Annotated in this window: 20 protein-coding genes; 2 read left to right on the forward strand and 18 right to left on the reverse strand. The window is 60.6% G+C overall.

The annotated features are described in order from the left end of the window. Positions 1-2: 2 nt before the first annotated feature. Positions 3-326, forward strand: coding sequence for a ferredoxin FdxA (gene fdxA, locus IB249_RS05610; RefSeq protein WP_192302497.1), 324 nt, complete (start codon positions 3-5; stop codon positions 324-326). 582 nt (positions 327-908) lie between these two features. Here fdxA and rpoS read toward each other — a convergent pair. From rpoS to IB249_RS05650, 8 genes are all read right to left on the reverse strand, one after another. Further along, entirely contained in the window at positions 909-1,916 is a 1,008-nt protein-coding gene (rpoS, locus tag IB249_RS05615; protein WP_008154012.1) for an RNA polymerase sigma factor RpoS, read from the reverse strand. 105 nt (positions 1,917-2,021) lie between these two features. Next, the gene (locus IB249_RS05620) at positions 2,022-2,879 is read right to left on the reverse strand and encodes a peptidoglycan DD-metalloendopeptidase family protein (protein WP_192302498.1); all 858 of its coding nucleotides are present in this window, start codon (positions 2,877-2,879) and stop codon (positions 2,022-2,024) included. 211 nt (positions 2,880-3,090) lie between these two features. Then, entirely contained in the window at positions 3,091-3,726 is a 636-nt protein-coding gene (locus IB249_RS05625; RefSeq protein WP_192302861.1) for a protein-L-isoaspartate(D-aspartate) O-methyltransferase, read from the reverse strand. Between the two features lie 38 nt (positions 3,727-3,764). Then, positions 3,765-4,514, reverse strand: a complete 750-nt coding sequence (surE, locus tag IB249_RS05630; RefSeq protein WP_192302499.1) for a 5'/3'-nucleotidase SurE — start codon at positions 4,512-4,514, stop codon at positions 3,765-3,767. Further along, entirely contained in the window at positions 4,502-5,560 is a 1,059-nt protein-coding gene (truD, locus tag IB249_RS05635) for a tRNA pseudouridine(13) synthase TruD (protein ID WP_192302500.1), read from the reverse strand. The genes surE and truD overlap by 13 nt, the downstream gene beginning before the upstream one ends. Beyond that, positions 5,557-6,030, reverse strand: a complete 474-nt coding sequence (gene ispF, locus IB249_RS05640; protein ID WP_192302501.1) for a 2-C-methyl-D-erythritol 2,4-cyclodiphosphate synthase — start codon at positions 6,028-6,030, stop codon at positions 5,557-5,559. Before ispF ends, truD begins: the two co-directional genes overlap by 4 nt. Positions 6,031-6,084: 54 nt before the next feature. Beyond that, on the reverse strand, positions 6,085-6,930 hold the full coding sequence (gene fghA / locus IB249_RS05645; protein WP_192302502.1) for an S-formylglutathione hydrolase: 846 nt from the start codon (positions 6,928-6,930) through the stop codon (positions 6,085-6,087). Positions 6,931-6,938: 8 nt separating this feature from the next. Next, the gene (locus IB249_RS05650) at positions 6,939-8,051 is read right to left on the reverse strand and encodes an S-(hydroxymethyl)glutathione dehydrogenase/class III alcohol dehydrogenase (RefSeq protein ID WP_192302503.1); all 1,113 of its coding nucleotides are present in this window, start codon (positions 8,049-8,051) and stop codon (positions 6,939-6,941) included. Between the two features lie 106 nt (positions 8,052-8,157). On the opposite strand from IB249_RS05650, the gene IB249_RS05655 reads away from it, so the two are divergent. Then, the gene (locus IB249_RS05655) at positions 8,158-9,054 is read left to right on the forward strand and encodes a LysR substrate-binding domain-containing protein (protein WP_192302504.1); all 897 of its coding nucleotides are present in this window, start codon (positions 8,158-8,160) and stop codon (positions 9,052-9,054) included. Positions 9,055-9,173: 119 nt separating this feature from the next. On the opposite strand, the gene ispD is transcribed toward IB249_RS05655, so the two are convergent. The 10 genes from ispD to lpxB all read right to left on the reverse strand — a co-directional run bounded on the left by ispD (position 9,174) and on the right by lpxB (position 22,520). Beyond that, positions 9,174-9,881 carry a 2-C-methyl-D-erythritol 4-phosphate cytidylyltransferase gene (ispD, locus tag IB249_RS05660; protein WP_192302505.1) on the reverse strand — a complete coding sequence of 236 codons (708 nt, stop codon included), beginning with the start codon at positions 9,879-9,881 and terminating at the stop codon, positions 9,174-9,176. After that, entirely contained in the window at positions 9,878-10,156 is a 279-nt protein-coding gene (gene ftsB, locus IB249_RS05665) for a cell division protein FtsB (RefSeq protein ID WP_008028992.1), read from the reverse strand. The genes ispD and ftsB overlap by 4 nt, the downstream gene beginning before the upstream one ends. Positions 10,157-10,326: 170 nt before the next feature. After that, positions 10,327-11,616 (reverse strand): phosphopyruvate hydratase, encoded by a 1,290-nt coding sequence (gene eno / locus IB249_RS05670; RefSeq protein ID WP_192302506.1) that lies wholly within the window; start codon positions 11,614-11,616, stop codon positions 10,327-10,329. 157 nt (positions 11,617-11,773) lie between these two features. Beyond that, positions 11,774-12,619 (reverse strand): 3-deoxy-8-phosphooctulonate synthase, encoded by an 846-nt coding sequence (gene kdsA / locus IB249_RS05675; RefSeq protein WP_192302507.1) that lies wholly within the window; start codon positions 12,617-12,619, stop codon positions 11,774-11,776. 5 nt (positions 12,620-12,624) lie between these two features. Further along, a complete protein-coding gene (locus IB249_RS05680; RefSeq protein WP_192302508.1) occupies positions 12,625-14,256 on the reverse strand; it encodes a CTP synthase in 1,632 nt (543 codons plus the stop codon). A gap of 274 nt (positions 14,257-14,530) precedes the next feature. Beyond that, the gene (gene tilS / locus IB249_RS05685; RefSeq protein WP_192302509.1) at positions 14,531-15,859 is read right to left on the reverse strand and encodes a tRNA lysidine(34) synthetase TilS; all 1,329 of its coding nucleotides are present in this window, start codon (positions 15,857-15,859) and stop codon (positions 14,531-14,533) included. A 138-nt stretch (positions 15,860-15,997) separates the two neighbouring features. Then, the gene (locus tag IB249_RS05690) at positions 15,998-16,945 is read right to left on the reverse strand and encodes an acetyl-CoA carboxylase carboxyltransferase subunit alpha (RefSeq protein WP_192302510.1); all 948 of its coding nucleotides are present in this window, start codon (positions 16,943-16,945) and stop codon (positions 15,998-16,000) included. Between the two features lie 139 nt (positions 16,946-17,084). Further along, positions 17,085-20,606, reverse strand: a complete 3,522-nt coding sequence (dnaE, locus tag IB249_RS05695) for a DNA polymerase III subunit alpha (RefSeq protein ID WP_192302511.1) — start codon at positions 20,604-20,606, stop codon at positions 17,085-17,087. Between the two features lie 145 nt (positions 20,607-20,751). Further along, positions 20,752-21,378, reverse strand: coding sequence for a ribonuclease HII (rnhB, locus tag IB249_RS05700; protein WP_192302863.1), 627 nt, complete (start codon positions 21,376-21,378; stop codon positions 20,752-20,754). A gap of 11 nt (positions 21,379-21,389) precedes the next feature. Further along, positions 21,390-22,520, reverse strand: coding sequence for a lipid-A-disaccharide synthase (lpxB, locus tag IB249_RS05705; RefSeq protein ID WP_192302512.1), 1,131 nt, complete (start codon positions 22,518-22,520; stop codon positions 21,390-21,392). Positions 22,521-22,522: the final 2 nt, after the last annotated feature.

Consider the following 22,522-nt stretch of genomic DNA (forward strand, 5'->3'; position numbering starts at 1 on the left):
AAATGACCTTCGTCGTCACCGACAACTGCATCAAGTGCAAGTACACCGACTGCGTAGAAGTCTGTCCGGTGGACTGCTTTTACGAAGGCCCGAACTTCCTGGTGATTCACCCGGATGAGTGCATCGACTGCGCACTGTGCGAGCCAGAATGCCCTGCCGTGGCCATCTTCTCCGAAGATGAAGTCCCGGAAGACATGCAGGAATTCATTGCGCTGAACGTTGAACTGGCCGAAATCTGGCCGAACATCACCGAGAAAAAGGATTCGTTGCCCGATGCCGAAGAGTGGGATGGCGTCAAAGGCAAGATCAAAGACCTCGAACGCTGATCACCCCCGCGTTCCCGAAAAGGCCCCTTGAGGGCCTTTTTTGCTTTTCTGCAGGCAAAAAAAAGGGGCGGTTTGACCCGCCCACATTTTTTCCCTATTCCCTGTGTTCCTTTTCATCATCCTGATGAATCGCATCCTGCAATGTCCTTTCCCCTCATCCTTGAAGGGCGCGTCAGTCCGTCGACACAGGGCTGATACTAGAGCGTTCCCCGACGAGCGCAACGGGGCCTCAAAGACTGAACCGGGCAGCTCGATGCTGAGCGATATTTGAAATTCCCCCAACATTCAATTAGATAGATCTTGGACGAGGCACCGTTAGTCTCCCGCCAGGGTGTAAAAATAACGAACACTTACGAGAGAGTAAGCGAACACTTACACGGCGACACCACAAACCTGCGGTGATGACCGAAGTGACTGCCCGTTATGAACAACCGGTGGGAGCGAGCCTGCTCGCGATGACGACTGAGCAGCCAGGCTCGGTGAAAACTGACCCACCGCTAACGCAAGCAGGCTCGCTCAGGGGACCATGAAAAAGCCCCGAACCAGTCGGGGCTTTTCTGTCTGACAGCTCAAGCGACTCGCTTACTGAAACAGCGACTCGCTCGACAGGCCATTCTTCTCCAGGATCTCCCGAAGACGCTTCAAGCCTTCAACCTGTATCTGCCGGACCCGTTCACGGGTCAGGCCGATTTCCAGGCCCACGTCTTCAAGTGTGCTGCTCTCATGGCCACGCAACCCGAAACGGCGTATCACCACTTCGCGTTGCTTGTCGGTCAACTCCGAGAGCCATTGATCGATGCTCTGGGACAGGTCGTCATCCTGCAACAGTTCGCACGGATCGGTCGGGCGGTCATCGGTCAGGGTGTCCAGCAGGGTTTTATCCGAATCAGGACCCAGCGAGACGTCTACCGAAGAAACCCGCTCATTCAAGCCGAGCATGCGCTTGACCTCTCCTACCGGTTTTTCCAGCAGGTTGGCGATTTCTTCGGGTGAGGGTTCATGATCGAGTTTTTGCGTCAGCTCCCGTGCGGCCCGCAGGTACACGTTGAGTTCCTTGACCACATGGATCGGCAACCGGATGGTCCGGGTCTGATTCATGATCGCGCGCTCGATGGTCTGACGAATCCACCAGGTTGCGTAGGTCGAAAAGCGGAAGCCACGTTCGGGGTCGAACTTCTCCACCGCCCGGATCAGTCCGAGGTTACCCTCTTCGATCAGGTCCAGCAGCGACAAGCCACGATTGACGTAACGACGGGCGATTTTCACCACCAGCCGCAGGTTGCTTTCAATCATGCGTTTGCGCCCCGCCGGATCACCACTCTGCGACAAGCGAGCAAAGTGAACTTCTTCTTCGGGGGACAGGAGAGGAGAAAAACCGATTTCATTGAGATACAGCTGCGTGGCATCGAGTGCACGCGTGTAATCAATGTACTTGTGTTGTTTTAACGATGCGGAGTGTTTGGATTTGGCACGAACGGAAGGTGGAGCCGCCCCTTCATCATTCGACATCGAATCCGTACCGATGCCGGTCTCCATCAGGAGAACCTCATCGTCGATGTCAAACTCCGGCACTTCTTTACTGAGAGCCATTGTTATAGTCCTTTGGTGAGTTCGACCTCAAGCTCGAGCGGCGCCTTTATCCTTGGCAACGCTGGAGCCTGTTCCCTCTACGTGACGGAACAGGCTGACAACAAATCAACGACGTGGCAGGAACTGCAGCGGATCTACTGGCTTACCTTGTCGGCGAATCTCAAAATGCAGTTTCACCCGGTCTGTACCCGTTGACCCCATTTCGGCAATTGTCTGTCCGACCTTGACCTGCTGCCCCTCCCGAACCAACAGCCTGCGGTTGTGACCGTAGGCACTGACGTAGGTATCGCTGTGTTTGATGATGACCAATTCGCCGTAGCCCCTTAAGCCACTCCCGGCGTATACCACCGTCCCATCAGACGCAGCTAAAACAGGCTGTCCCAAATCTCCGGCGATATCAATTCCTTTATTCAAACTACCGTTTGAAGAGAATTTTCCAATCAAAATGCCATTAGAAGGCCACCCCCAGCCCGTCGGGGCCGGACCCGGAGCCGGGGTTGGAGCCGGCGCAGGCTTGTTGGCGACGGACGGTGCAACCACCGTTGTGGTGGTGGTCGCGCCATTTGGCTGGCGTCGAATGACCGTGGTTTTACTGGACGACGACGGTGCCGAATCGGCCGTCGCAGCAACCGGCGCCGGCGTTGAACCGGTGCGTCCGTCAAAGCGAATCGTCTGACCCGGATGAATCGTGTAGGGCGCAGGAATGTTGTTGCGCGCGGCCAGGGCCTTGTAGTCCCAGCCGTAGCGAAAAGCGATCGAGAACAGGGTGTCTTTCGGTCGAACCACGTACTGCCCGGTGGTCACAGCCGGCCGTTGGGCCACGGCATTGTTGCGATCGACGACGCGGACATCGCTCGATTTGTTGCTGGAACAACCGACCAGCAAGGCGCTCAAGACAAGGCCAGTCACCAGGCGCTGAAAGCTCGTTGTACCCATACGCTGCGCAATGACTGTGAGACTCACCCGCCGCTCCCTTTGTGGTGGCTGAAATGTTGGATTGCCGTGCTCCGGCATGAAGTGTCGCAAGTATAACGGGCCGTGCAGGCTTTACCTTCAATGAAGCGAGATGACCCGGCGCACACGTTTGCTGCCTGACGTTGAATCCCGTTTAACCGATCGGTGCCGCTGTAAGACAGAAGCAATCGGAGAGAATTCAGCACGCCTGCATAAATGCTCAGGCCAGTGGCCCGTTGAGCAATGGCACAAAACGTACCGCCCCCAGCACCCGCCGGGAAAACCCGTGCTCCTCGCGGATGATCAGCATCAGTTGCTGAACTTCGCCCGACCCTACCGGAATCACCAACCGCCCGCCCGGGGCCAGTTGATCGAGCAACGCCTGCGGCACATCGGTGGCCACCGCCGTCACGATGATGCCGTTGTACGGCGCCAGCGCCGGCCAGCCTTCCCAGCCATCGCCCCAACGGAAGACCACGTTGCGCAAGTTGAGATCGACCAGGCGCTCCTTGGCACGGTCCTGCAGGACCTTGATGCGCTCGACGGAAAACACCCGCTCGACCAGCTGTGACAGGATCGCCGTCTGATAACCCGAACCTGTGCCGATCTCCATGACCTTGTCCAGCGGCCCGGCCTCCAGCAACAGCTCGCTCATGCGGGCCACCATGTAAGGCTGGGAGATCGTCTGGTTGTTGCCGATCGGCAACGCCGTGTCTTCATAGGCGCGGTGCGCCAGCGCCTCGTCGACGAACAGGTGACGCGGCGTGCGGCGGATCACTTCCAGCACCTTGGCGTTGCAGATGCCTTCTTCGTACAACCGCTGGATCAGGCGCTCGCGTGTGCGTTGCGAAGTCATGCCGATACCACGGTGCATCGGGTCTTGTTCACGAGCCATCAGTGCAGTCCCTCCAGCCAGCCATCGAGGCTTCGGAAGGCATCGTTGAAGGTGCGATCCAGTTGCAAGGGCGTGATGGACACATAGCCCTGCATCACTGCATGGAAATCCGTGCCGGCACCGCCATCCTCGGCGTCTCCGGCTGCGGCGATCCAGTAACCGGACTTGCCGCGCGGGTCGACGACTTTCATCGGCGCCGCTGCACGAGCGCGATGACCGAGACGGGTCAACTGGATCCCACGGATATGGTCCAGTGGCAAATTGGGAATGTTCACGTTCAGCACCGTGCGCGCAGGCAGGTCAAGAGCGGCGTGAGCCTGCACCAGCTTGCGCGCGAAGTAAGCGGCCGTTGGAAGATTTTCGACCTGTCGCGAAACCAGCGAAAAGGCAAACGAGGGTCGCTCCAGGAATCGCCCCTCGAGGGCCGCGGCCACCGTACCGGAATACAACACGTCATCACCCAGGTTGGCGCCCAGGTTGATGCCGGAAACCACCATGTCCGGCTCGCGCTCCAGCAGGCCGTTGAGGCCCAGGTGCACGCAGTCGGTCGGCGTGCCATTGAGGCTGATAAAGCCGTTGGCCAATGTTTGCGGGTGCAACGGACGATCCAGCGTCAGCGAACTGCTGGCGCCGCTTTTGTCCTGGTCAGGGGCGATAACCACGCATTCGGTGTAATCCGCCAGCGCAGCATAAAGCGCGGCGAGACCGGGTGCGGTTACCCCATCGTCGTTAGAAATCAGAATACGCATGGGCTGTCCGTCTGCCCTCCCGGCACCAGATCGACGAGTTCACGCACCAATACGGTGGCGAAGCATCCGGCCGGCAGGACGAATTCCAGTTGCAGAATGTCAGGCTCGGGATAATGCCACGTCAACCCGCCAATGGGCAGCCGCAGGATGCGACGTTCGTGGCTCATACCAGCGTTAATCAACCAATCGCGCAGATCCGCTTCGCGCGCCGCGACGGCTTGTTCCAGTTCATGGACAGCGCCCGTCGCCGGCGAGTCACCTTCGCCCCACTGTGGGCCGGTCGGGTGCAGGTCGAGAATGGCCAGGCGCGGGTCGCTGCACTCGGCTTCACCGGCCGGAAAGAAACTGCGGCTGTCGGTGAACGCCAGCAGGTCGCCAACCTGCGCCTGCTGCCAGGTGCCATCGACCACCCGCGCCGCCAGCACCTGGTTGAACAGAAAACTGCGGGCTGCCGAGAGCAGGCGCGAACGGACGTTGCGCTGCTCCGGCAACGCCTTGCGCGCCGCCCAGGCACGGGCGTCGACCACGTTGCCGCCGTCGAAGCCAAACCGCTGGGCACCGAAGTAATTGGGAATGCCCTGTTTGGCGATCCGTTGCAGGCGCTCTTCAAGGGCGGCCTTGTCGCCAGCGAATTGCGTCAGGCGCAAGGTAAAGCCGTTGGCCGAATGCGCGCCGCGCTGCAGCTTGCGTTTGTGCCGGCGGGTCGTGAGAACTTTCAGGGTATCGTTTTCGGCCGCCGACAAATCAGGGTCGGCCTTGCCCGGCAGTTGCACGCTGAACCATTGGCGCGTCAGCGCCTGACGGTCCTTGAGCCCGGCGTAGCTGACCGTACGCAAGGGCACACCGGCCGCCTTGGCAATGCGCCGTGCCGCCTCTTCGGTGTTCAGGCCGCGCTTTTCCACCCAGATCCACAGGTGTTCACCGTCACCGCTGAGGGGAATGTCGAGGACTTCATCGACCTGGAAATCCTCGGCGATGGCTTTCAACACCGCGGTGCCCAAGGCGTCGCCATAGGCCCGCGGGCCGAGCAATTGCAGTTCGTTCATGCGCGCAGCAACAAGGCAACGGAGTGCACGGCAATGCCCTCCTCACGACCGACGAAGCCGAGTTTTTCAGTGGTGGTCGCCTTCACGTTCACTTGATCCAGCTCGACTTGAAGGTCTGCCGCAATCAGGGCGCGCATCGATTCGATATGCGGGGCCATTTTCGGCGCCTGGGCGACGATGGTGTTGTCGACGTTGCCCACCTTCCAGCCCTTGGCCTGGACCAATGCGACAACGTGCCGCAACAGCACGCGGCTGTCGGCCCCCTTGAAGGTCGGATCGGTGTCGGGGAAATGCTTGCCGATATCGCCCAGCGCCGCGGCGCCGAGCAAGGCATCGCTCAAGGCGTGCAGCAGGACGTCACCGTCGGAGTGAGCGAGCAGACCGAAGCCGTGTGCGATACGCACGCCGCCCAGTGTAATGAAATCGCCTTCAGCGAAACGGTGCACATCATAGCCGTGGCCAATACGCATAAAAAAAACGCCCCGATTTTTGTCAGGGCGTGATTCTACCTGCTTTGTCAGACATTAGGCGCCTAGAGCGCGCCCATGATGTTGCAAGTGGTCGTCGATGAAACTGGCGATGAAGAAATAGCTGTGGTCGTAGCCCGGTTGCAGGCGCAGCGTCAGCGGATGTCCAGCCAGCTTCGCCGCCTGCTGGAGGGCTTCAGGCTTGAGCTGGGTGGCCAGGAAATCGTCGCGATCGCCCTGGTCGACCAGCAGTGGCAGCTTCTCGTCGGCTTCGGCAATCAACGCACAGGCATCCCATTCACGCCACTTCGAGCGGTCTTCACCCAGGTAGCGGGAAAAGGCCTTCTGGCCCCAGGGACAATCCATCGGATTATTGATCGGCGAGAACGCCGATACCGACCGATAACGCCCCGGATTGCGCAACGCACACACCAACGCGCCGTGGCCGCCCATGGAGTGGCCGCTGATCCCGCGCTTGTCGGAGGCCGGGAAATGGGCCTCGACCAGCGCCGGCAATTCCTGCACGACATAGTCGTGCATCCGATAGTGGCGCGACCAGGGTTCCTGCGTGGCATTCAGATAGAACCCGGCGCCCAGGCCAAAGTCCCAGGCGCCGTCCGGATCACCCGGCACATCGGCGCCACGCGGACTGGTGTCCGGCGCGACGATGATCAGGCCCAGTTCGGCCGCCATGCGCATGGCGCCGGCCTTCTGCATGAAGTTTTCGTCAGTGCAGGTCAGCCCCGACAACCAGTACAACACCGGCAGTTTGCCGCCCTGCTCCGCTTGCGGAGGCAGGTACACGGCAAACACCATGTCGCAGCCGAGGATTTCCGAGCGATGGCGATAACGCTTGTGCCAGCCGCCGAAGCTTTTCTGGCAGGAGATATTTTCCAGGCTCATGGCAAACCTCAGAAATGGATGACGGTACGGATGCTTTTTCCTTCGTGCATCAGGTCGAACGCCTTGTTGATATCTTCCAGGCCCATGGTGTGGGTAATGAAGGTATCCAGCGGGATCTCGCCGGTTTCGGCCATCTCCACGTAGCTAGGCAATTCGGTACGGCCACGCACGCCGCCGAACGCCGATCCGCGCCAGACGCGACCGGTCACCAGCTGGAACGGACGGGTGGAAATCTCCTGGCCAGCACCGGCCACGCCGATGATCACCGACTCGCCCCACCCCTTGTGGCAGCACTCGAGCGCGGCGCGCATCAATTGGACATTGCCGATGCACTCGAAGGAAAAGTCGACGCCGCCGTCAGTCATGTCGACGATGACTTCCTGGATCGGACGGTCGAAGTCCTTGGGGTTTACACAATCGGTTGCACCCAGTTGTTTGGCGATTTCGAACTTGGCTGGGTTGATGTCGATGGCGATGATACGCGCCGCCTTGGCCTTGACCGCGCCGATCACGGCCGACAGACCGATGCCGCCGAGGCCGAAAATGGCCACGGTGTCACCGGGTTTCACCTTGGCGGTGTTCAATACCGCACCGATGCCGGTAGTGACGCCGCAGCCCAGCAGGCAGACCTTTTCCAGGGGCGCTTCCTTGGCAATCTTGGCCACGGAAATTTCCGGCAGCACGGTGTATTCGGAGAAGGTCGACGTGCCCATGTAATGGAAAATCGTCTCACCCTTGTAGGAAAAACGCGAAGTGCCATCCGGCATCAAGCCTTTGCCCTGGGTGGAACGAATCGCTTGGCACAGGTTGGTTTTGCCCGACAGGCAGAATTTGCATTGACGGCATTCCGGGGTGTACAGCGGAATCACATGGTCGCCAACGGCGACGGAGGTCACGCCCTCGCCAATGGCCTCGACCACCGCGCCACCTTCATGGCCGAGAATAGACGGGAAGATGCCTTCAGGATCAGCACCGGACAGGGTGTAGGCATCGGTATGGCAGACACCGGAGGCCACGACACGCAGCAACACCTCACCGGCCTTGGGCAGGGCGACATCGACTTCAACGATTTCAAGGGGCTTCTTGGCCTCGAAGGCAACAGCGGCGCGCGACTTGATCATGGGAATTCTCCAACGAATAAAAACGAGACAGGGAGTGTAATACAGCGCATCACAGTGAATAATCAGGACAAAAGCAAAACATTATTGCCACACAGGGACAATCCCAATGTCTGAGAATCGCTGGGAGGGCATAGACGAGTTCGTTGCCGTTGCCGAATGCAGCCAGTTCACGGCGGCGGCGCAAAGACTGGGCGTGTCTTCCTCCCATATCAGCCGCCAGATCGTACGCCTCGAAGAGCGCCTGCAAACACGACTGCTGTATCGCAGCACCCGCCGGGTCACGCTGACCGAGGCCGGGCAAACCTTCCTGCAGCACTGCCAGCGCTTGCAGGATGGGCGCGAAGAAGCGCTGCGCGCGGTCGGCGACCTGACCAGCGAGCCCAAGGGCATGCTGCGCATGACTTGCGCCGTGGCCTATGGCGAACGCTTCATCGTTCCCTTGGTGACGCGGTTCATGGGGCTCTATCCGCAACTGCGCATCGACATCGAGCTGAGCAATCGCCAGCTCGATCTTGTGCATGAAGGGCTGGACCTGGCGATCCGCCTCGGTCGATTACAGGACTCGCGACTGGTGGCGATGCGACTGGCGCCGCGGCGCATGTATCTGTGCGCCTCGCCGTCCTACGTGGAACGCTATGGCCGTCCGCACAGCCTGTCGGAATTAAGCCGCCACAACTGTTTGATCGGCAGTTCGGACCTCTGGCAACTGGAACAGAACGGTCGGGAGTTTTCCCAGCGTGTACAGGGAAACTGGCGCTGCAACAGTGGGCAAGCCGTACTGGATGCGGCCCTGCAGGGTGTGGGCTTGTGTCAGTTGCCAGACTACTACGTGCTCGAACACCTCAAGAGCGGCGCGCTGATTCCGCTGCTCGAAGCGCATCAACCCCCCAACACGGCAGTTTGGGCGCTGTACCCGCAGCAACGACACCTGTCGCCGAAGGTGCGCAAGCTGGTGGATTACTTGAAGGAGGGGTTGGCCGAGCGACCGGAGTATCGAACTTGAAAAACGGCGTGTCCGCAAAACATCCGTTGCCGCAACACCGCTATCGCGAGCAGGCTCGCCCCCACAGGTCAGCACAAGCGAGCCTGCTCGCGATGACGATGGAAAAGCACAAAAGGCATTCAGCGGCGATTGGCCCAACGCTGGCGCAACCACTCCAGGTCTTCGGGACGAGTGACCTTGAGGTTATCGGAACGGCCTTCGATCAGGCGCGGTGCCTGCCCTGCCCATTCCATGGCCGACGCCTCATCGGTGATCACCGCGTCTGCCACCAGACTGTCGGCCAAGGCCCGATGCAACGCGCCCAGACGAAACATCTGCGGCGTATACGCTTGCCAGATCACACTGCGATCCACGGTTTCAACCACGCGACCCTGCTTGTCGACGCGCTTGAGCGTATCGCGAGCGGGAACCGCCAGCAGACCACCGACCGGATCTTCAGACAGTTCGAACAACAACTTGTCCAGGTCATCCCGGCTCAGATTGGGCCGCGCCGCATCGTGCACCAGCACCCAGTCCTCATCGTCGGCCCCCAGGGCATGCAGATGCAGCAAGGCGTTGAGCACTGACCCGGAACGCTCGGCGCCGCCCTCGACGCGTTGAATGCGCGAATCGCCGGCACACGCCAGGTTGGGCCAGTAAGGATCGTCAACAGCAAGACTGACCACCAGCCCCTTGAGGGCAGGATGATCGAGAAAACAGCCGAGGCTGTGTTCGAGAATGGTGCGCCCGCCCAATTGCAGATATTGCTTGGGACGGTCTGCGGCCATACGGGCACCGACGCCCGCGGCAGGAATCACGGCCCAGAAGGCCGGCAACGCGGTGTTCATTGGGCCAACTGGTAAAGGGTTTCACCGTCCTTGACCATGCCCAGCTCATGGCGAGCCCGCTCTTCAACGGTCTCCATGCCCTTTTTCAACTCACTGACTTCGGCGTCCATCACCCGATTGCGCTCCAGCAATCCTTCGTTCTCAGCGTGCTGATCCGCGATCTGCTGAGTCAGCTCGGCCACTTGCGCCAGGCTGCCATTACCCACCCACAGGCGGTATTGCAGGCCAGCCAGCAGCAAAAGCAGGACGAGGAACAACCAATTGGGACTGCGCATCGAATATCGGGTATCCAGTGAAAAAAGACAGCCATGCCAAAACTGTGAACGGCTGATAGCACGAAGCCTGGAAGAACCAGGCTTGTGCTCTCAAGGCATCAGATTAGTGGTAAATCCATCGCTGTCGCGATTTTTCCGACACAATCCGCTGCTTTTTTATCAGCCAACGATCAGCCGCGGAACTCGCTGCGGCCATTGTATTTGGCTTTGCCGTTCAACTGCTCTTCGATACGCAGCAGTTGGTTGTACTTGGAAACGCGATCGGAACGGCACAGCGAGCCGGTCTTGATCTGGCCAGCCGACGTGCCCACGGCCAGGTCGGCAATGGTCGAATCTTCGGTTTCGCCGGAGCGGTGCGAGATCACGGCAGTGTAACCCGCAGCCTTGGCCATCTGAATGGCTTCCAGGGTTTCGGTCAGGGTGCCGATCTGGTTGAACTTGATCAGGATCGAGTTGGCGATCTTCTTGTCGATGCCTTCTTTCAGGATCTTGGTATTGGTCACGAACAGGTCGTCGCCAACCAACTGGGTCTTCTCGCCGATCTTGTCGGTGAGGATCTTCCAGCCAGCCCAATCGGACTCGTCCAGGCCGTCTTCGATGGAGATGATCGGGTAACGCTCGGTCAGGCCCTTGAGGTAGTCGGCGAAACCTTCAGCGGTGAACACCTGGCCTTCGCCGGACAGGTTGTACTTGCCGTCTTCGTAGAATTCGCTGGCAGCGCAGTCCAGGGCCAGGGTCACGTCGGTGCCCAGCGTGTAACCGGCGTTGGCCACGGCTTCGGAGATCACTTTCAACGCGTCTTCGTTGGACGCCAGGTTAGGCGCAAAACCACCTTCGTCACCCACCGCTGTGCTCAGGCCACGGGCCTTCAGCACGGCTTTGAGGTGATGGAAAATCTCGGTGCCCATGCGCAGGCCTTCCGAGAAGGACTTGGCGCCCACCGGCTGAACCATGAATTCCTGGATGTCGACGTTGTTATCGGCGTGCTCGCCACCGTTGATGATGTTCATCATCGGAACCGGCATCGAGTAGACACCCGGGGTGCCGTTCAGGTTGGCGATGTGCGCGTACAGGGGCAGGTCCTGGTCCTGTGCTGCTGCCTTGGCCGCAGCCAGGGAGACGGCGAGGATCGCGTTGGCGCCCAGGGTGGCTTTGTTGTCGGTACCGTCGAGCTTGATCATCGCCAGGTCCAGTGCTTTCTGGTCGCTTGGATCGGTGCCTTTCAACAGGTCGCGGATCGGGCCGTTGATGTTGGCAACGGCTTTCAGGACGCCTTTGCCCAGGTAACGGCTCTTGTCGCCATCACGCAGCTCGAGCGCTTCGCGCGAGCCAGTGGAAGCACCGGACGGCGCACAGGCGCTGCCGATGATGCCGTTGTCGAGAAGCACGTCCGCTTCGACGGTGGGGTTGCCACGGGAGTCGAGAACTTCACGACCTTTGATGTCGACGATTTTAGCCATTGTTGTAACCACTCCAAAGTTGACGAAAACGACGCAGCTAGAGGAAAACTCTTATCGTCGGCAAGTGAGGTGCAGCGGGGCAGACTTGCGGACGATAAAGCCCAGGCCCGAGGGCCTGAGCGACAAATCGTGCGGTACTTTACCGGAGAAATGAGGATTACGCGGTTTCTACCGTCGGAAAACTCTTCACCAGTTCGTCCAAAGCCTTGAGCTGGGCCAGGAATGGCTCCAGTTTGTCCAGACGCAAGGCGCAAGGACCGTCGCATTTGGCGTTGTCCGGGTCAGGATGCGCCTCGAGGAACAGGCCTGCCAGCGACTGACTCATGCCGGCCTTGGCCAGGTCGGTGACCTGGGCACGACGACCGCCAGCGGAATCGGAGCGACCACCGGGCATTTGCAGCGAGTGGGTCACGTCGAAGAACACCGGGTATTCGAACTGCTTCATGATGCCGAAGCCAAGCATATCGACGACCAGGTTGTTGTAGCCAAAGCTCGAACCGCGCTCGCAGAGGATCAACTGATCGTTACCCGCTTCCACGCATTTGTTCAGGATGTGTTTCATTTCCTGAGGGGCAAGGAACTGGGCTTTCTTGATGTTGATCACCGCGCCGGTCCTGGCCATCGCGACCACCAGGTCGGTCTGGCGCGACAGGAAAGCCGGTAACTGGATGATGTCGCAGACTTCAGCGACGGCCGCCGCCTGTTCTGGCTCGTGGACGTCGGTGATGATCGGCACGCCGAAGGCTTGCTTGATGTCCTGGAAAATCCGCATGCCCTCTTCCAGGCCGGGGCCACGGTAAGAGGTCACGGAGGAGCGGTTGGCCTTGTCGAAGCTGGCCTTGAACACGTAAGGGATACCGAGCTTGGCGGTCACCTTCACGTACTCTTCGCAGACCTGCATCGCCATGTCGCGGCTTTCCAGCACGTTCATGCCACCGAACAGCACCATTGGCTTGTCGTTGGCAATCTCGATATCGCCTACACGGATGATCTTCTGCGCCATAAGGTTCAAGCCTTCTTCTGGTGTTGAGCCAAAGCTGCCTTGACGAAACCGCTGAACAACGGATGACCGTCACGTGGCGTCGAGGTGAACTCGGGGTGGAACTGGCAAGCGACGAACCATGGATGATCCGGGGCTTCGACCACTTCAACCAGTGCGCCGTCGCCGGAACGGCCGGAGATTTTCAGCCCGGCTTCCATGATTTGCGGCAGCAGGTTGTTGTTCACTTCGTAGCGGTGACGGTGACGCTCGACGATCACGTCCTTGCCGTAGCAGTCGTGAACCTTGGAGCCGGCTTCGAGCAGGCAGTCCTGTGCGCCGAGGCGCATGGTGCCGCCCAGGTCGGACGATTCGGTACGGGTTTCGACGGCGCCGGTGGCGTCTTCCCACTCGGTGATCAGGCCCACGACCGGATGGCCGCTGGCACGATCGAACTCGGTGGAGTTGGCGTCTTTCCAGCCCATGACGTTACGGGCGAACTCGATGACCGCCACTTGCATGCCCAGGCAGATGCCCAGGTACGGCACCTTGTTTTCACGAGCGTATTGAACGGCAGTGATCTTGCCTTCCACGCCGCGCAGGCCGAACCCGCCCGGAACCAGGATTGCGTCGACACCTTCGAGCAGCGCGGTGCCCTGGTTTTCGATGTCTTCGGAATCGATGTAGCGCAGGTTGACCTTGGTACGGTTGCTGATACCGGCGTGACTCATTGCCTCGATCAGCGACTTGTAGGCGTCCAGCAGCTCCATGTACTTGCCGACCATCGCGATGGTGACTTCGTGCTCCGGGTTGAGCTTGGCGTCGACCACGGCGTCCCACTCGGACAGGTCGGCACCGCCACATTGCAGGCCGAAACGCTCGACGACGAAATCATCCAGGCCCTGGGAGTGCAGGATGCCCGGGATCTTGTAGATGGTGTCGGCGTCTTCCAGTGCGATCACCGCACGTTCTTCAACGTTGGTGAACTGCGCGATCTTGCGACGCGAGGAAACGTCGATCGGATGATCGGAGCGGCAGACCAGCACGTCAGGTTGCAGGCCGATGGAACGCAGTTCCTTGACCGAGTGCTGGGTAGGCTTGGTTTTGGTTTCGCCGGCGGTGGCGATGTAAGGCACCAGGGTCAGGTGCATCAGCATCGCGCGCTTGGCGCCGACTTCGAAACGCAACTGGCGGATGGCCTCGAGGAACGGTTGGGATTCGATGTCACCCACGGTGCCACCGATCTCGACCATCGCCACGTCAGCATCGCCGGCACCCTTGATGATGCGGCGCTTGATTTCGTCGGTGATGTGCGGAATGACCTGGATGGTCGCACCCAGGTAGTCACCACGGCGCTCTTTGCGCAGCACGTGCTCGTAGACACGGCCAGTGGTGAAGTTGTTGTTCTGGGTCATGGTCGTGCGGATGAACCGCTCGTAGTGGCCCAGGTCCAGGTCGGTCTCGGCGCCGTCGTGGGTGACGAACACTTCGCCGTGCTGGAACGGGCTCATGGTGCCCGGGTCGACGTTGATGTACGGGTCCAGCTTGAGCATGGTGACCTTAAGCCCCCGCGCCTCCAGGATGGCCGCCAATGATGCCGATGCAATGCCTTTCCCCAATGAAGAAACAACACCGCCCGTGACGAATATGTAGCGCGTCATGAAAAACCCTAGAAGTCTGCGTTAAAGCGGTCCGAGCCGCCGGGGAAAGCGAAGGAAGGCCGAAGCCCCCGATCACCTGCATTAATCACAGTGCACCTTTCAAAAAAACCGCCGCGTTGGGACAGACCGTGAGATGAAACTCCGGTTCGTTGCTCGCTACACATTTTTTGGAATCGCCCAGCAAAGACTGCTTGGTAATCGGCAACTCCTGCAATTCAGGCGAATCCACAGAAGTTGTATCAAGAAGGGAGCGTAGTCTACCGGAAAGCCCCTTTCAGCTCAAACCTTGATCTTCGCCAGGTGGCTGCCATTGCAAATGCCAGCCTTCCCGGACATTGCCATTCAAGCCTTGCAGGTTGGCCACCGCCAGCAACTGCTCGCCCTGATAGAGCAGCGGCAATCTGCCACGGATAAAACCCGGAACGCCCCGCTCGTTGAGCAGACGCTTGAGATCCCGATGCCCGCGCTCGGGCAGATGCAGGCGCTCGCCTCCCTCGCGATAGCGGATCTGCAGCGGTCCATCCGGGGCTTGCCCCGTGAGCGTCAGCACCCCGTTATCCGCCAGCGCCAGAGGCTTCGAGGGATCGGCCCAGTGCCCGACAGCGGACGGCGAGCGCAACCAGGCACCGGACAACCACCAGACTCGCCCGGCAGACCGATGCAGCTCACCGTCGGCCAATCGCCAGACTGGCCGGGCATCGCCGGTGGCATCGCGCAGATCGATCCAACCTGACCAATGGTCGCTGTCCGGCAACCGCGTCAACGGCGCGAGCCAGTGGCTCACGGCATTGCGCTGACGGGCGTCGGACAGCGACACCAGCCGAGACACGTCAAGCGACGGCACACCGAGCCAATCGAACCCGCTGACCGTGCGGACTGGCGCCAGGTCAATCTGTGCCAACTCATCCAGCAGCCCCTGGGCTTCGTTCAGGTGCATAGCGCTGCGGGCCATGCTCGCCACGGCTTGAGGCCAGCGTTCGAGCATGACGGGAAGCACCTGGTGGCGCAGGAAGTTACGGGAGAACTGCCGGTCCTGGTTGGAAGGGTCCTCGATCCAGCTCAGCTGATGTTCGAGCGCGTAGGCCTGCAACTCGGCACGTGTGACGTCGAGCAGCGGTCGCAGCAGATGCCCCAGGCCCAATGCGCGCTGCTGCGGCATCCCCGACAACCCCCTCACCCCCGCCCCCCGCAGCAGGCGGAACAACAGGGTTTCGGCCTGATCGTCACGGTGCTGGCCAGTTAGCAGCACCTCGTTGACCCGAATCGCCTCGATGAACGCGCCATAGCGCGCTTCACGGGCCGCACGCTCGAGACTGGCACCGGGCCGGACCTGCACGCGCACCACTTGAAACGCCACCCCCAGCGCATCACAGACCGACTGGCAGTGCGCCGGCCACGCATCCGCTGCCGGCTGCAATCCATGGTGCACATGGATGGCCTTCAGCGGCGGCAAGGACAGGGTTTGGCTCAGGCGGGCGAGCAGGTGCAGCAGGACAGTGGAGTCGAGGCCACCGGAGAAGGCGATGTGCCAGGCCACGGCGTTACGCCATGGGGCAAGATTTTGCAGAAGCCGGGTTGGCAGATCAGCTTTAGAAGGTTTCATCGCGTTGCTCGCATCCCCTGGAACCTCATATGGGAGCGAGCCTGCTCGCGAAGACGGCTTAACCTTCAACGAACAGGCTGAGTGTTACACCGCTTTCGCGAGCAAGCCCGCTCCCAAAGGGGCGAAGCCGGGGTCGGATTACAGACCGTAGCTCATCAGACGCTCGTAACGACGCGTCAGCAGCGCTTCGTTATCGAACTTCTTCAGCATCGCCAATTGCGAGGTCAGTTCGGCACGGATCAGGGCAGCAGCGGCGGCAGGATCGCGGTGAGCGCCGCCCAGTGGCTCGCCAATGACCTTGTCAACGATACCCAGGCCTTTGAGGCGCTCGGCGGTGATGCCCATGGCTTCGGCGGCATCCGGTGCTTTTTCCGCGGTCTTCCACAGAATCGAAGCACAACCTTCCGGCGAAATCACCGCATAGGTCGAGTACTGCAACATGTTCAACTGGTCGCAGACACCGATGGCCAGCGCACCACCGGAACCACCCTCACCGATCACGGTGGCAATGATTGGGGTTTTCAGACGGGCCATGACGCGCAGGTTCCAGGCAATCGCTTCGCTCTGGTTGCGCTCTTCAGCGTCGATCCCGGGATAAGCGCCCGGGGTGTCGATGAAGGTCAGGATCGGCATTTTGAAACGTTCGGCCATTTCCATCAGGCGGCACGCCTTGCGGTAGCCTTCCGGACGCGGCATGCCGAAGTTGCGGCGCACCTTCTCGCGCACTTCACGGCCTTTCTGGTGGCCGATGATCATCACCGGCTGGTCATCCAGACGGGCTACGCCGCCGACGATGGCGGCGTCGTCGGAGAAGTGACGGTCGCCGTGCAGCTCATCGAACTCGGTGAAGATGTGTTCGATGTAGTCCAGGGTGTATGGACGCTTCGGATGACGCGCCAGACGCGCGATCTGCCAGCTGGTCAGCTTGCCGAAGATGTCTTCGGTCAAGGTTTTGCTCTTGTCCTGCAGGCGGGAGATCTCATCGCCGATATTCAGCGAATTGTCGTTACCGACCAAGCGCAACTCTTCGATCTTGGCTTGCAGGTCGGCGATCGGCTGTTCGAAATCTAGAAAATTCGGGTTCATAGGCGTCCGTCTTGGGTCGACCACCAAGAGAGCTTGGGCCGGCCGGTTGTCTATTCGCGCCCTACCTTAAGGGAGAGGCGCGTTCAGGTCGAGATTAAAAATTCAGGTCAAGGTCAGGGCAAACTGATGGCACTGGCCGTCAACGGTATTGGAGGAAGACGTTGTCTCGCCCGAACTGGTCACGCAGGGCTTGAATCAACGCGTCCGCCGGATCGATTCGCCAGCCTTCGCCGAACTGCAACAGCGCCTTCGCATCCGGGCTGGTGTACTCCATGGTGATCGGGCAAGCACCGCGGTGACGCTTGAACAGGTCACCCAACCAGCGTAGCTGATCGCCCTTGAGGTCCTGGGTCTGGACTTTCAGACGCAGGCTCTCGGCCAGGTTGGTGCGGGCATCTTCCATGCTCATCACCCGCTTGACCCGCAGCCGCAAGCCTCCGGAGAAGTCGTCGTTGCTGACTTCGCCCTCGACCACCACCATCGCGTCGGTCTGCAACAACGCCTGGGCGGAGTGAAACGCATCGGCAAACAGCGACGCCTCAATGCGCCCCGAGCGGTCATCCAGGGTGATGAACCCCATCTTGTCGCCCTTTTTGTTCTTCATCACCCGCAGGGCGATGATCATGCCGGCAACGGTCTGGGTATCGCGTGCCGGCTTCAGGTCGATGATGCGCTGGCGGGCGAAACGGCGGATCTCGCCTTCGTACTCATCGATCGGGTGCCCGGTCAGGTACAGGCCCAGCGTGTCCTTCTCGCCTTTGAGCCGCTCCTTGAGGGTCAGTTCCTTGGCCTTGCGATGATTGGCGTAGACGTCGGCATCTTCTTCGACGAACACACCGCCAAACAGGTCCGCATGGCCGCTGTCGTGGGTCCGGGCGGTTTGTTCCGCGGCCTTGATCGCCTCTTCCATGGCCGCCAGCAGGACGGCCCGGTTACGATCGATGTTGGCTTGGTAGGCTTTGGGTTCGTCGTGGAAATACGGCCCCAGGCGATCCAGCGCGCCGCTGCGGATCAAGCCGTCAAGGGTACGTTTATTGATGCGCTTGAGGTCGACACGGGCGCAGAAATCGAAGAGGTCCTTGAACGGGCCGTCCACCCGCGCTTCGGTGATCGCCTCGACAGGGCCCTCGCCCACCCCCTTGATCGCGCCCAGGCCATAGATGATCCGGCCCTCGTCGTTCACGGTGAACTTGAACTCCGACGCATTCACGTCCGGCGCATCGAGGCGCAACTTCATGCTGCGCACTTCTTCGATCAAGGTCACGACCTTGTCGGTGTTGTGCATATCCGCCGAGAGGACCGCCGCCATGAATGGCGCCGGGTGGTGCGTCTTCAGCCACGCGGTCTGGTACGACACCAGGCCATAAGCGGCGGAGTGGGATTTGTTGAAGCCGTAACCGGCGAATTTTTCCACCAGGTCGAAGATGTTACCGGCCAGGTCGGGGTCGATGTTGTTGGTGGCGCAACCTTCAATGAAACCACCGCGTTGCTTGGCCATTTCCTCGGGTTTTTTCTTGCCCATGGCCCGGCGCAGCATGTCCGCACCGCCCAGGGTGTAGCCAGCCATGACCTGGGCGATCTGCATCACCTGTTCCTGATAAAGGATGATGCCGTAGGTCGGCGCCAATACCGGCTTGAGGCCTTCGTACTGGTAGTCCGAGTGCGGGTAGGCCAACTCGGCGCGCCCGTGCTTGCGGTTGATGAAGTCGTCCACCATGCCCGATTGCAGCGGGCCGGGACGGAACAGCGCCACCAGAGCGATGAGGTCTTCCAGGCAGTCGGGCTTGAGCTTCTTGATCAGCTCCTTCATGCCCCGGGATTCAAGCTGGAACACCGCAGTGGTTTCGGCTTTCTGCAGCAGCTCGTAGGTTTTCTTGTCATCCAGCGGGATGAAATCGATGTTCAGGTCATCCAGGCCTTTCTTGGCCTGCTCACGGTTGATGGTTTCCATCGCCCATTTGATGATGGTCAGGGTTCGCAGGCCGAGGAAGTCGAACTTCACCAGGCCGGCAGCCTCGACGTCATCCTTGTCGAACTGGGTCACCAGGCCGCCGCCCTCTTCATCACAGGCGATCGGCGAGAAGTCGGTGAGCTTGGTCGGTGCGATGACCACACCACCGGCGTGCTTGCCGGTACCACGGCACACGCCCTCGAGCTTGAGCGCCATGTCCCAGATTTCCTTGGCGTCCTCATCGACCTTGAGGAAATCGCGCAGGATTTCTTCCTGCTCGTAGGCCTTCTCCAGGGTCATGCCGACTTCAAAGGGAATCATCTTCGACAGGCGATCGGCCAGGCCGTAGGACTTGCCCTGCACCCGCGCCACGTCGCGCACCACCGCCTTGGCGGCCATGGTGCCGAAGGTGATGATCTGGCTCACGGCGTCTCGGCCGTAGGCATCGGCCACGTACTCGATCACCCGGTCGCGACCGTCCATGCAGAAGTCGACGTCGAAGTCGGGCATGGAAACCCGTTCCGGGTTGAGGAAACGTTCGAACAGCAGGTCATAGGCCAGCGGATCGAGGTCGGTGATCTTCAGTACATAGGCCACCAGCGAGCCGGCACCCGACCCCCGGCCCGGGCCAACCGGCACGCCGTTGTTCTTGGCCCACTTGATGAAGTCCATAACGATCAGGAAGTAACCGGGGAACCCCATCTGGATGATGATATCCAGCTCGAACTTCAGGCGATCGAGGTAGACCTGGCGCTTCTCTTCGTAATTGGGGGTGGTGTCTTTGGGCCACAACACCGCCAGCCGCTCTTCAAGGCCTTCGTGGGAAACGTGACGCAGGTAGTCGTCGATCCCCATGCCATTGGGGGTCGGAAAGTCCGGCAGGAAGTGTTTGCCCAGCTTCACGTCGATATTGCAGCGCTTGGCAATCTCGACGGTATTTTCCAGCGCCTCGGGAATGTCGCTGAACAGCTCGGCCATTTCCTCGGCGCTCTTGAGGTATTGCTGGTCGCTGTAGTTCTTCGAGCGCCGCGGGTCGTCGAGCGCACGCCCCTCGCCGATGCACACACGGGTTTCGTGCGCTTCGAAGTCGCCCTGCTTGATGAAACGCACGTCGTTGGTCGCCACCAGAGGCGCGCCGAGCTTGTCGGCCAGGGCCACGGCACCGTGCACATGCTCTTCATCGTTAGGGCGATTGGTGCGCTGGATTTCCAGATAGAACCGGTCCTCGAACACCGCCATCCACTCGCGCGCCAGCGTTTCGGCTTCGTCCGGGTTACCGCCGAGCATGGCCAGGCCGATCTCACCCTCTTTCGCCGCCGACAGCATGATCAGGCCTTCATTGGCTTCGGCCACCCACTCGCGTTCGATGACGACCGAACCGTTGCGCTGGCCATGGAGAAAGCCACGGGAGATCAGCTCGGTCAGATTGCGATAGCCTTTGGGATTCATCACCAGCAGGCTGATCCGGCTCAGCGGTCCATCCGAATCCTTGTTCGACAGCCACAGGTCGGCGCCGCAGATCGGCTTGATCCCGGCACCCATGGCGTTTTTATAGAATTTGACCAGGGAACACATGTTGTTCTGGTCGGTCACCGCGACGGCAGGCATGCCCATGCCGACCAGGGTCTTGACCAGCGGCTTGATCCGCACCAGACCATCGACCAGGGAAAATTCAGTGTGCAGGCGTAGATGAACGAATGAAGCCGGCATAGTGATCCTGTCTGTAAACGAAAAACAACAAGGCGCGGATTGTACCGTAATGAGGTTGGCCAGAGGTGGTGGGTTGGATTGGCAATGGGATGGGGTGAATATCCGTTACCGCAGCAACGGATAATCACGCCAAACGCAAACGCAACTAAACCTCAACCAGGCCCACGCGCGCTTCATACGCCATCCGCACCGGCGCAAACGAGCGACGGTGAATCGGCGTAGGCCCCAGGCGGGCCAGCGCTTCCAGATGAACGGGGGTCGGGTAGCCCTTGTGGCCACCGATGCCGTACCCGGGGTATATCAGCTCGAACGCCGCCATTTCACGGTCGCGGCTGACCTTGGCCAGGATCGACGCTGCCGCAATAGCGGGCACCTTGGCATCTCCCTGCACCACCGCTTCGGCGCGCATGGGCAGTCTGGGGCAGCGGTTGCCGTCGATCATCGCCAGTTTTGGCTGAATATGCAGGCCTTCGACCGCGCGCTGCATGGCCAGCATGGTGGCGTGGAGGATGTTCAACTCGTCGATCTCTTCGACCTCGGCGCGGGCAATGCACCAGCTCAAGGCCTTCTCGCAGATCTCGTCGAAGAGTTTTTCGCGGCGCGCTTCGGTGAGTTTCTTCGAATCGTTCAGGCCCAGGATCGGGCGATTCGGATCAAGAATCACCGCTGCCGTGACCACGGCACCGCAGAGCGGGCCGCGACCGACTTCGTCGACACCGGCCACCAGGTCTTCGACTTCAGCGACCAGGGTGAAATCCAGGCCCATTTGCATGCTTGTCTTGCTCATTGTCCCTGACCGATCAGCTTCAGCACTGCATCCGCAGCCTGGTTGGAGGCATCCAGACGCAACGTCCGGTGAATCTGGTCAAAACCGCGTGTCTGTTCTTCGCCACCTTCGATCAGCGGCGACAGCGTCTGGGCCAGCGCTTCGACCGTCGCATCGTCCTGCAGCAACTCCGGCACCAGCAGGCGCTGGGCCAGCAGGTTCGGCAACGAGACGTAGGGGCTCTTGACCATACGTTTGAGAATCCAGAACGTGAGGGGCGCCAGACGATAGGCGACGACCATCGGACGTTTGTACAACAACGCTTCCAGGGTAGCCGTTCCGGAGGCTATCAGCACCGCGTCGCAGGCCGCCAGTGCCAGATGGGACTTGCCGTCGAGCAGGGTCAGGGGCAAATCGCGGCCGACCAGCAACTCTTCAAGCTGTCGGCGACGCTCCGGACTGGCACACGGCATCACGAACCGTACGCCCGGACGCATGGCGCGCAGGCGCTGGGCGGTGTCGAGGAACAAGGCGCCCAGACGCCCCACTTCACCGCCGCGACTGCCCGGCATCAGCGCAACCAAGGGGCCATCAGGCAAACCCAGTTCGGCCCGTGCTGCGGCGCGATCGGCTTCCAGCGGGATCGCATCGGCCAGTGAATGCCCGACAAACCGCACCGGCACGCCCTTCTCTTCATAGAACTTCGCTTCGAAGGGGAACAGCGTCAGCATCAGGTCGCAGCCTTCGCGAATCTTCAGCACCCGCTTCTGTCGCCACGCCCACACCGACGGGCTGACGTAATGCACGGTCTTGATCCCGGCCTGGCGCAGCTTGAGTTCGATATTGAGGTTGAAGTCCGGCGCATCGATCCCGATGAACACATCAGGCTTGGCGGCGATCAGGTCGGCGATCAGTTGCTTGCGGCGCTTGAGCAGCTCGCGCAGCCGGCCGAGCACTTCGACCAGGCCCATGACCGACAGGCGCTCCATCGGAAAGTACGAAGCCAGGCCTTCGGCCTGCATCAGCGGACCGCCGACACCGATGAACTCGACCGCCGGGTGTTGGGCCTTGAGCGCACGCATGAGACCGGCGCCCAGAATGTCGCCGGAAGCCTCACCGGCCACCAGCGCAATACGCAGATTAGCCATGG

Source organism: Pseudomonas sp. PDM04, assembly GCF_014851765.1.
Lineage (GTDB): Bacteria > Pseudomonadota > Gammaproteobacteria > Pseudomonadales > Pseudomonadaceae > Aquipseudomonas.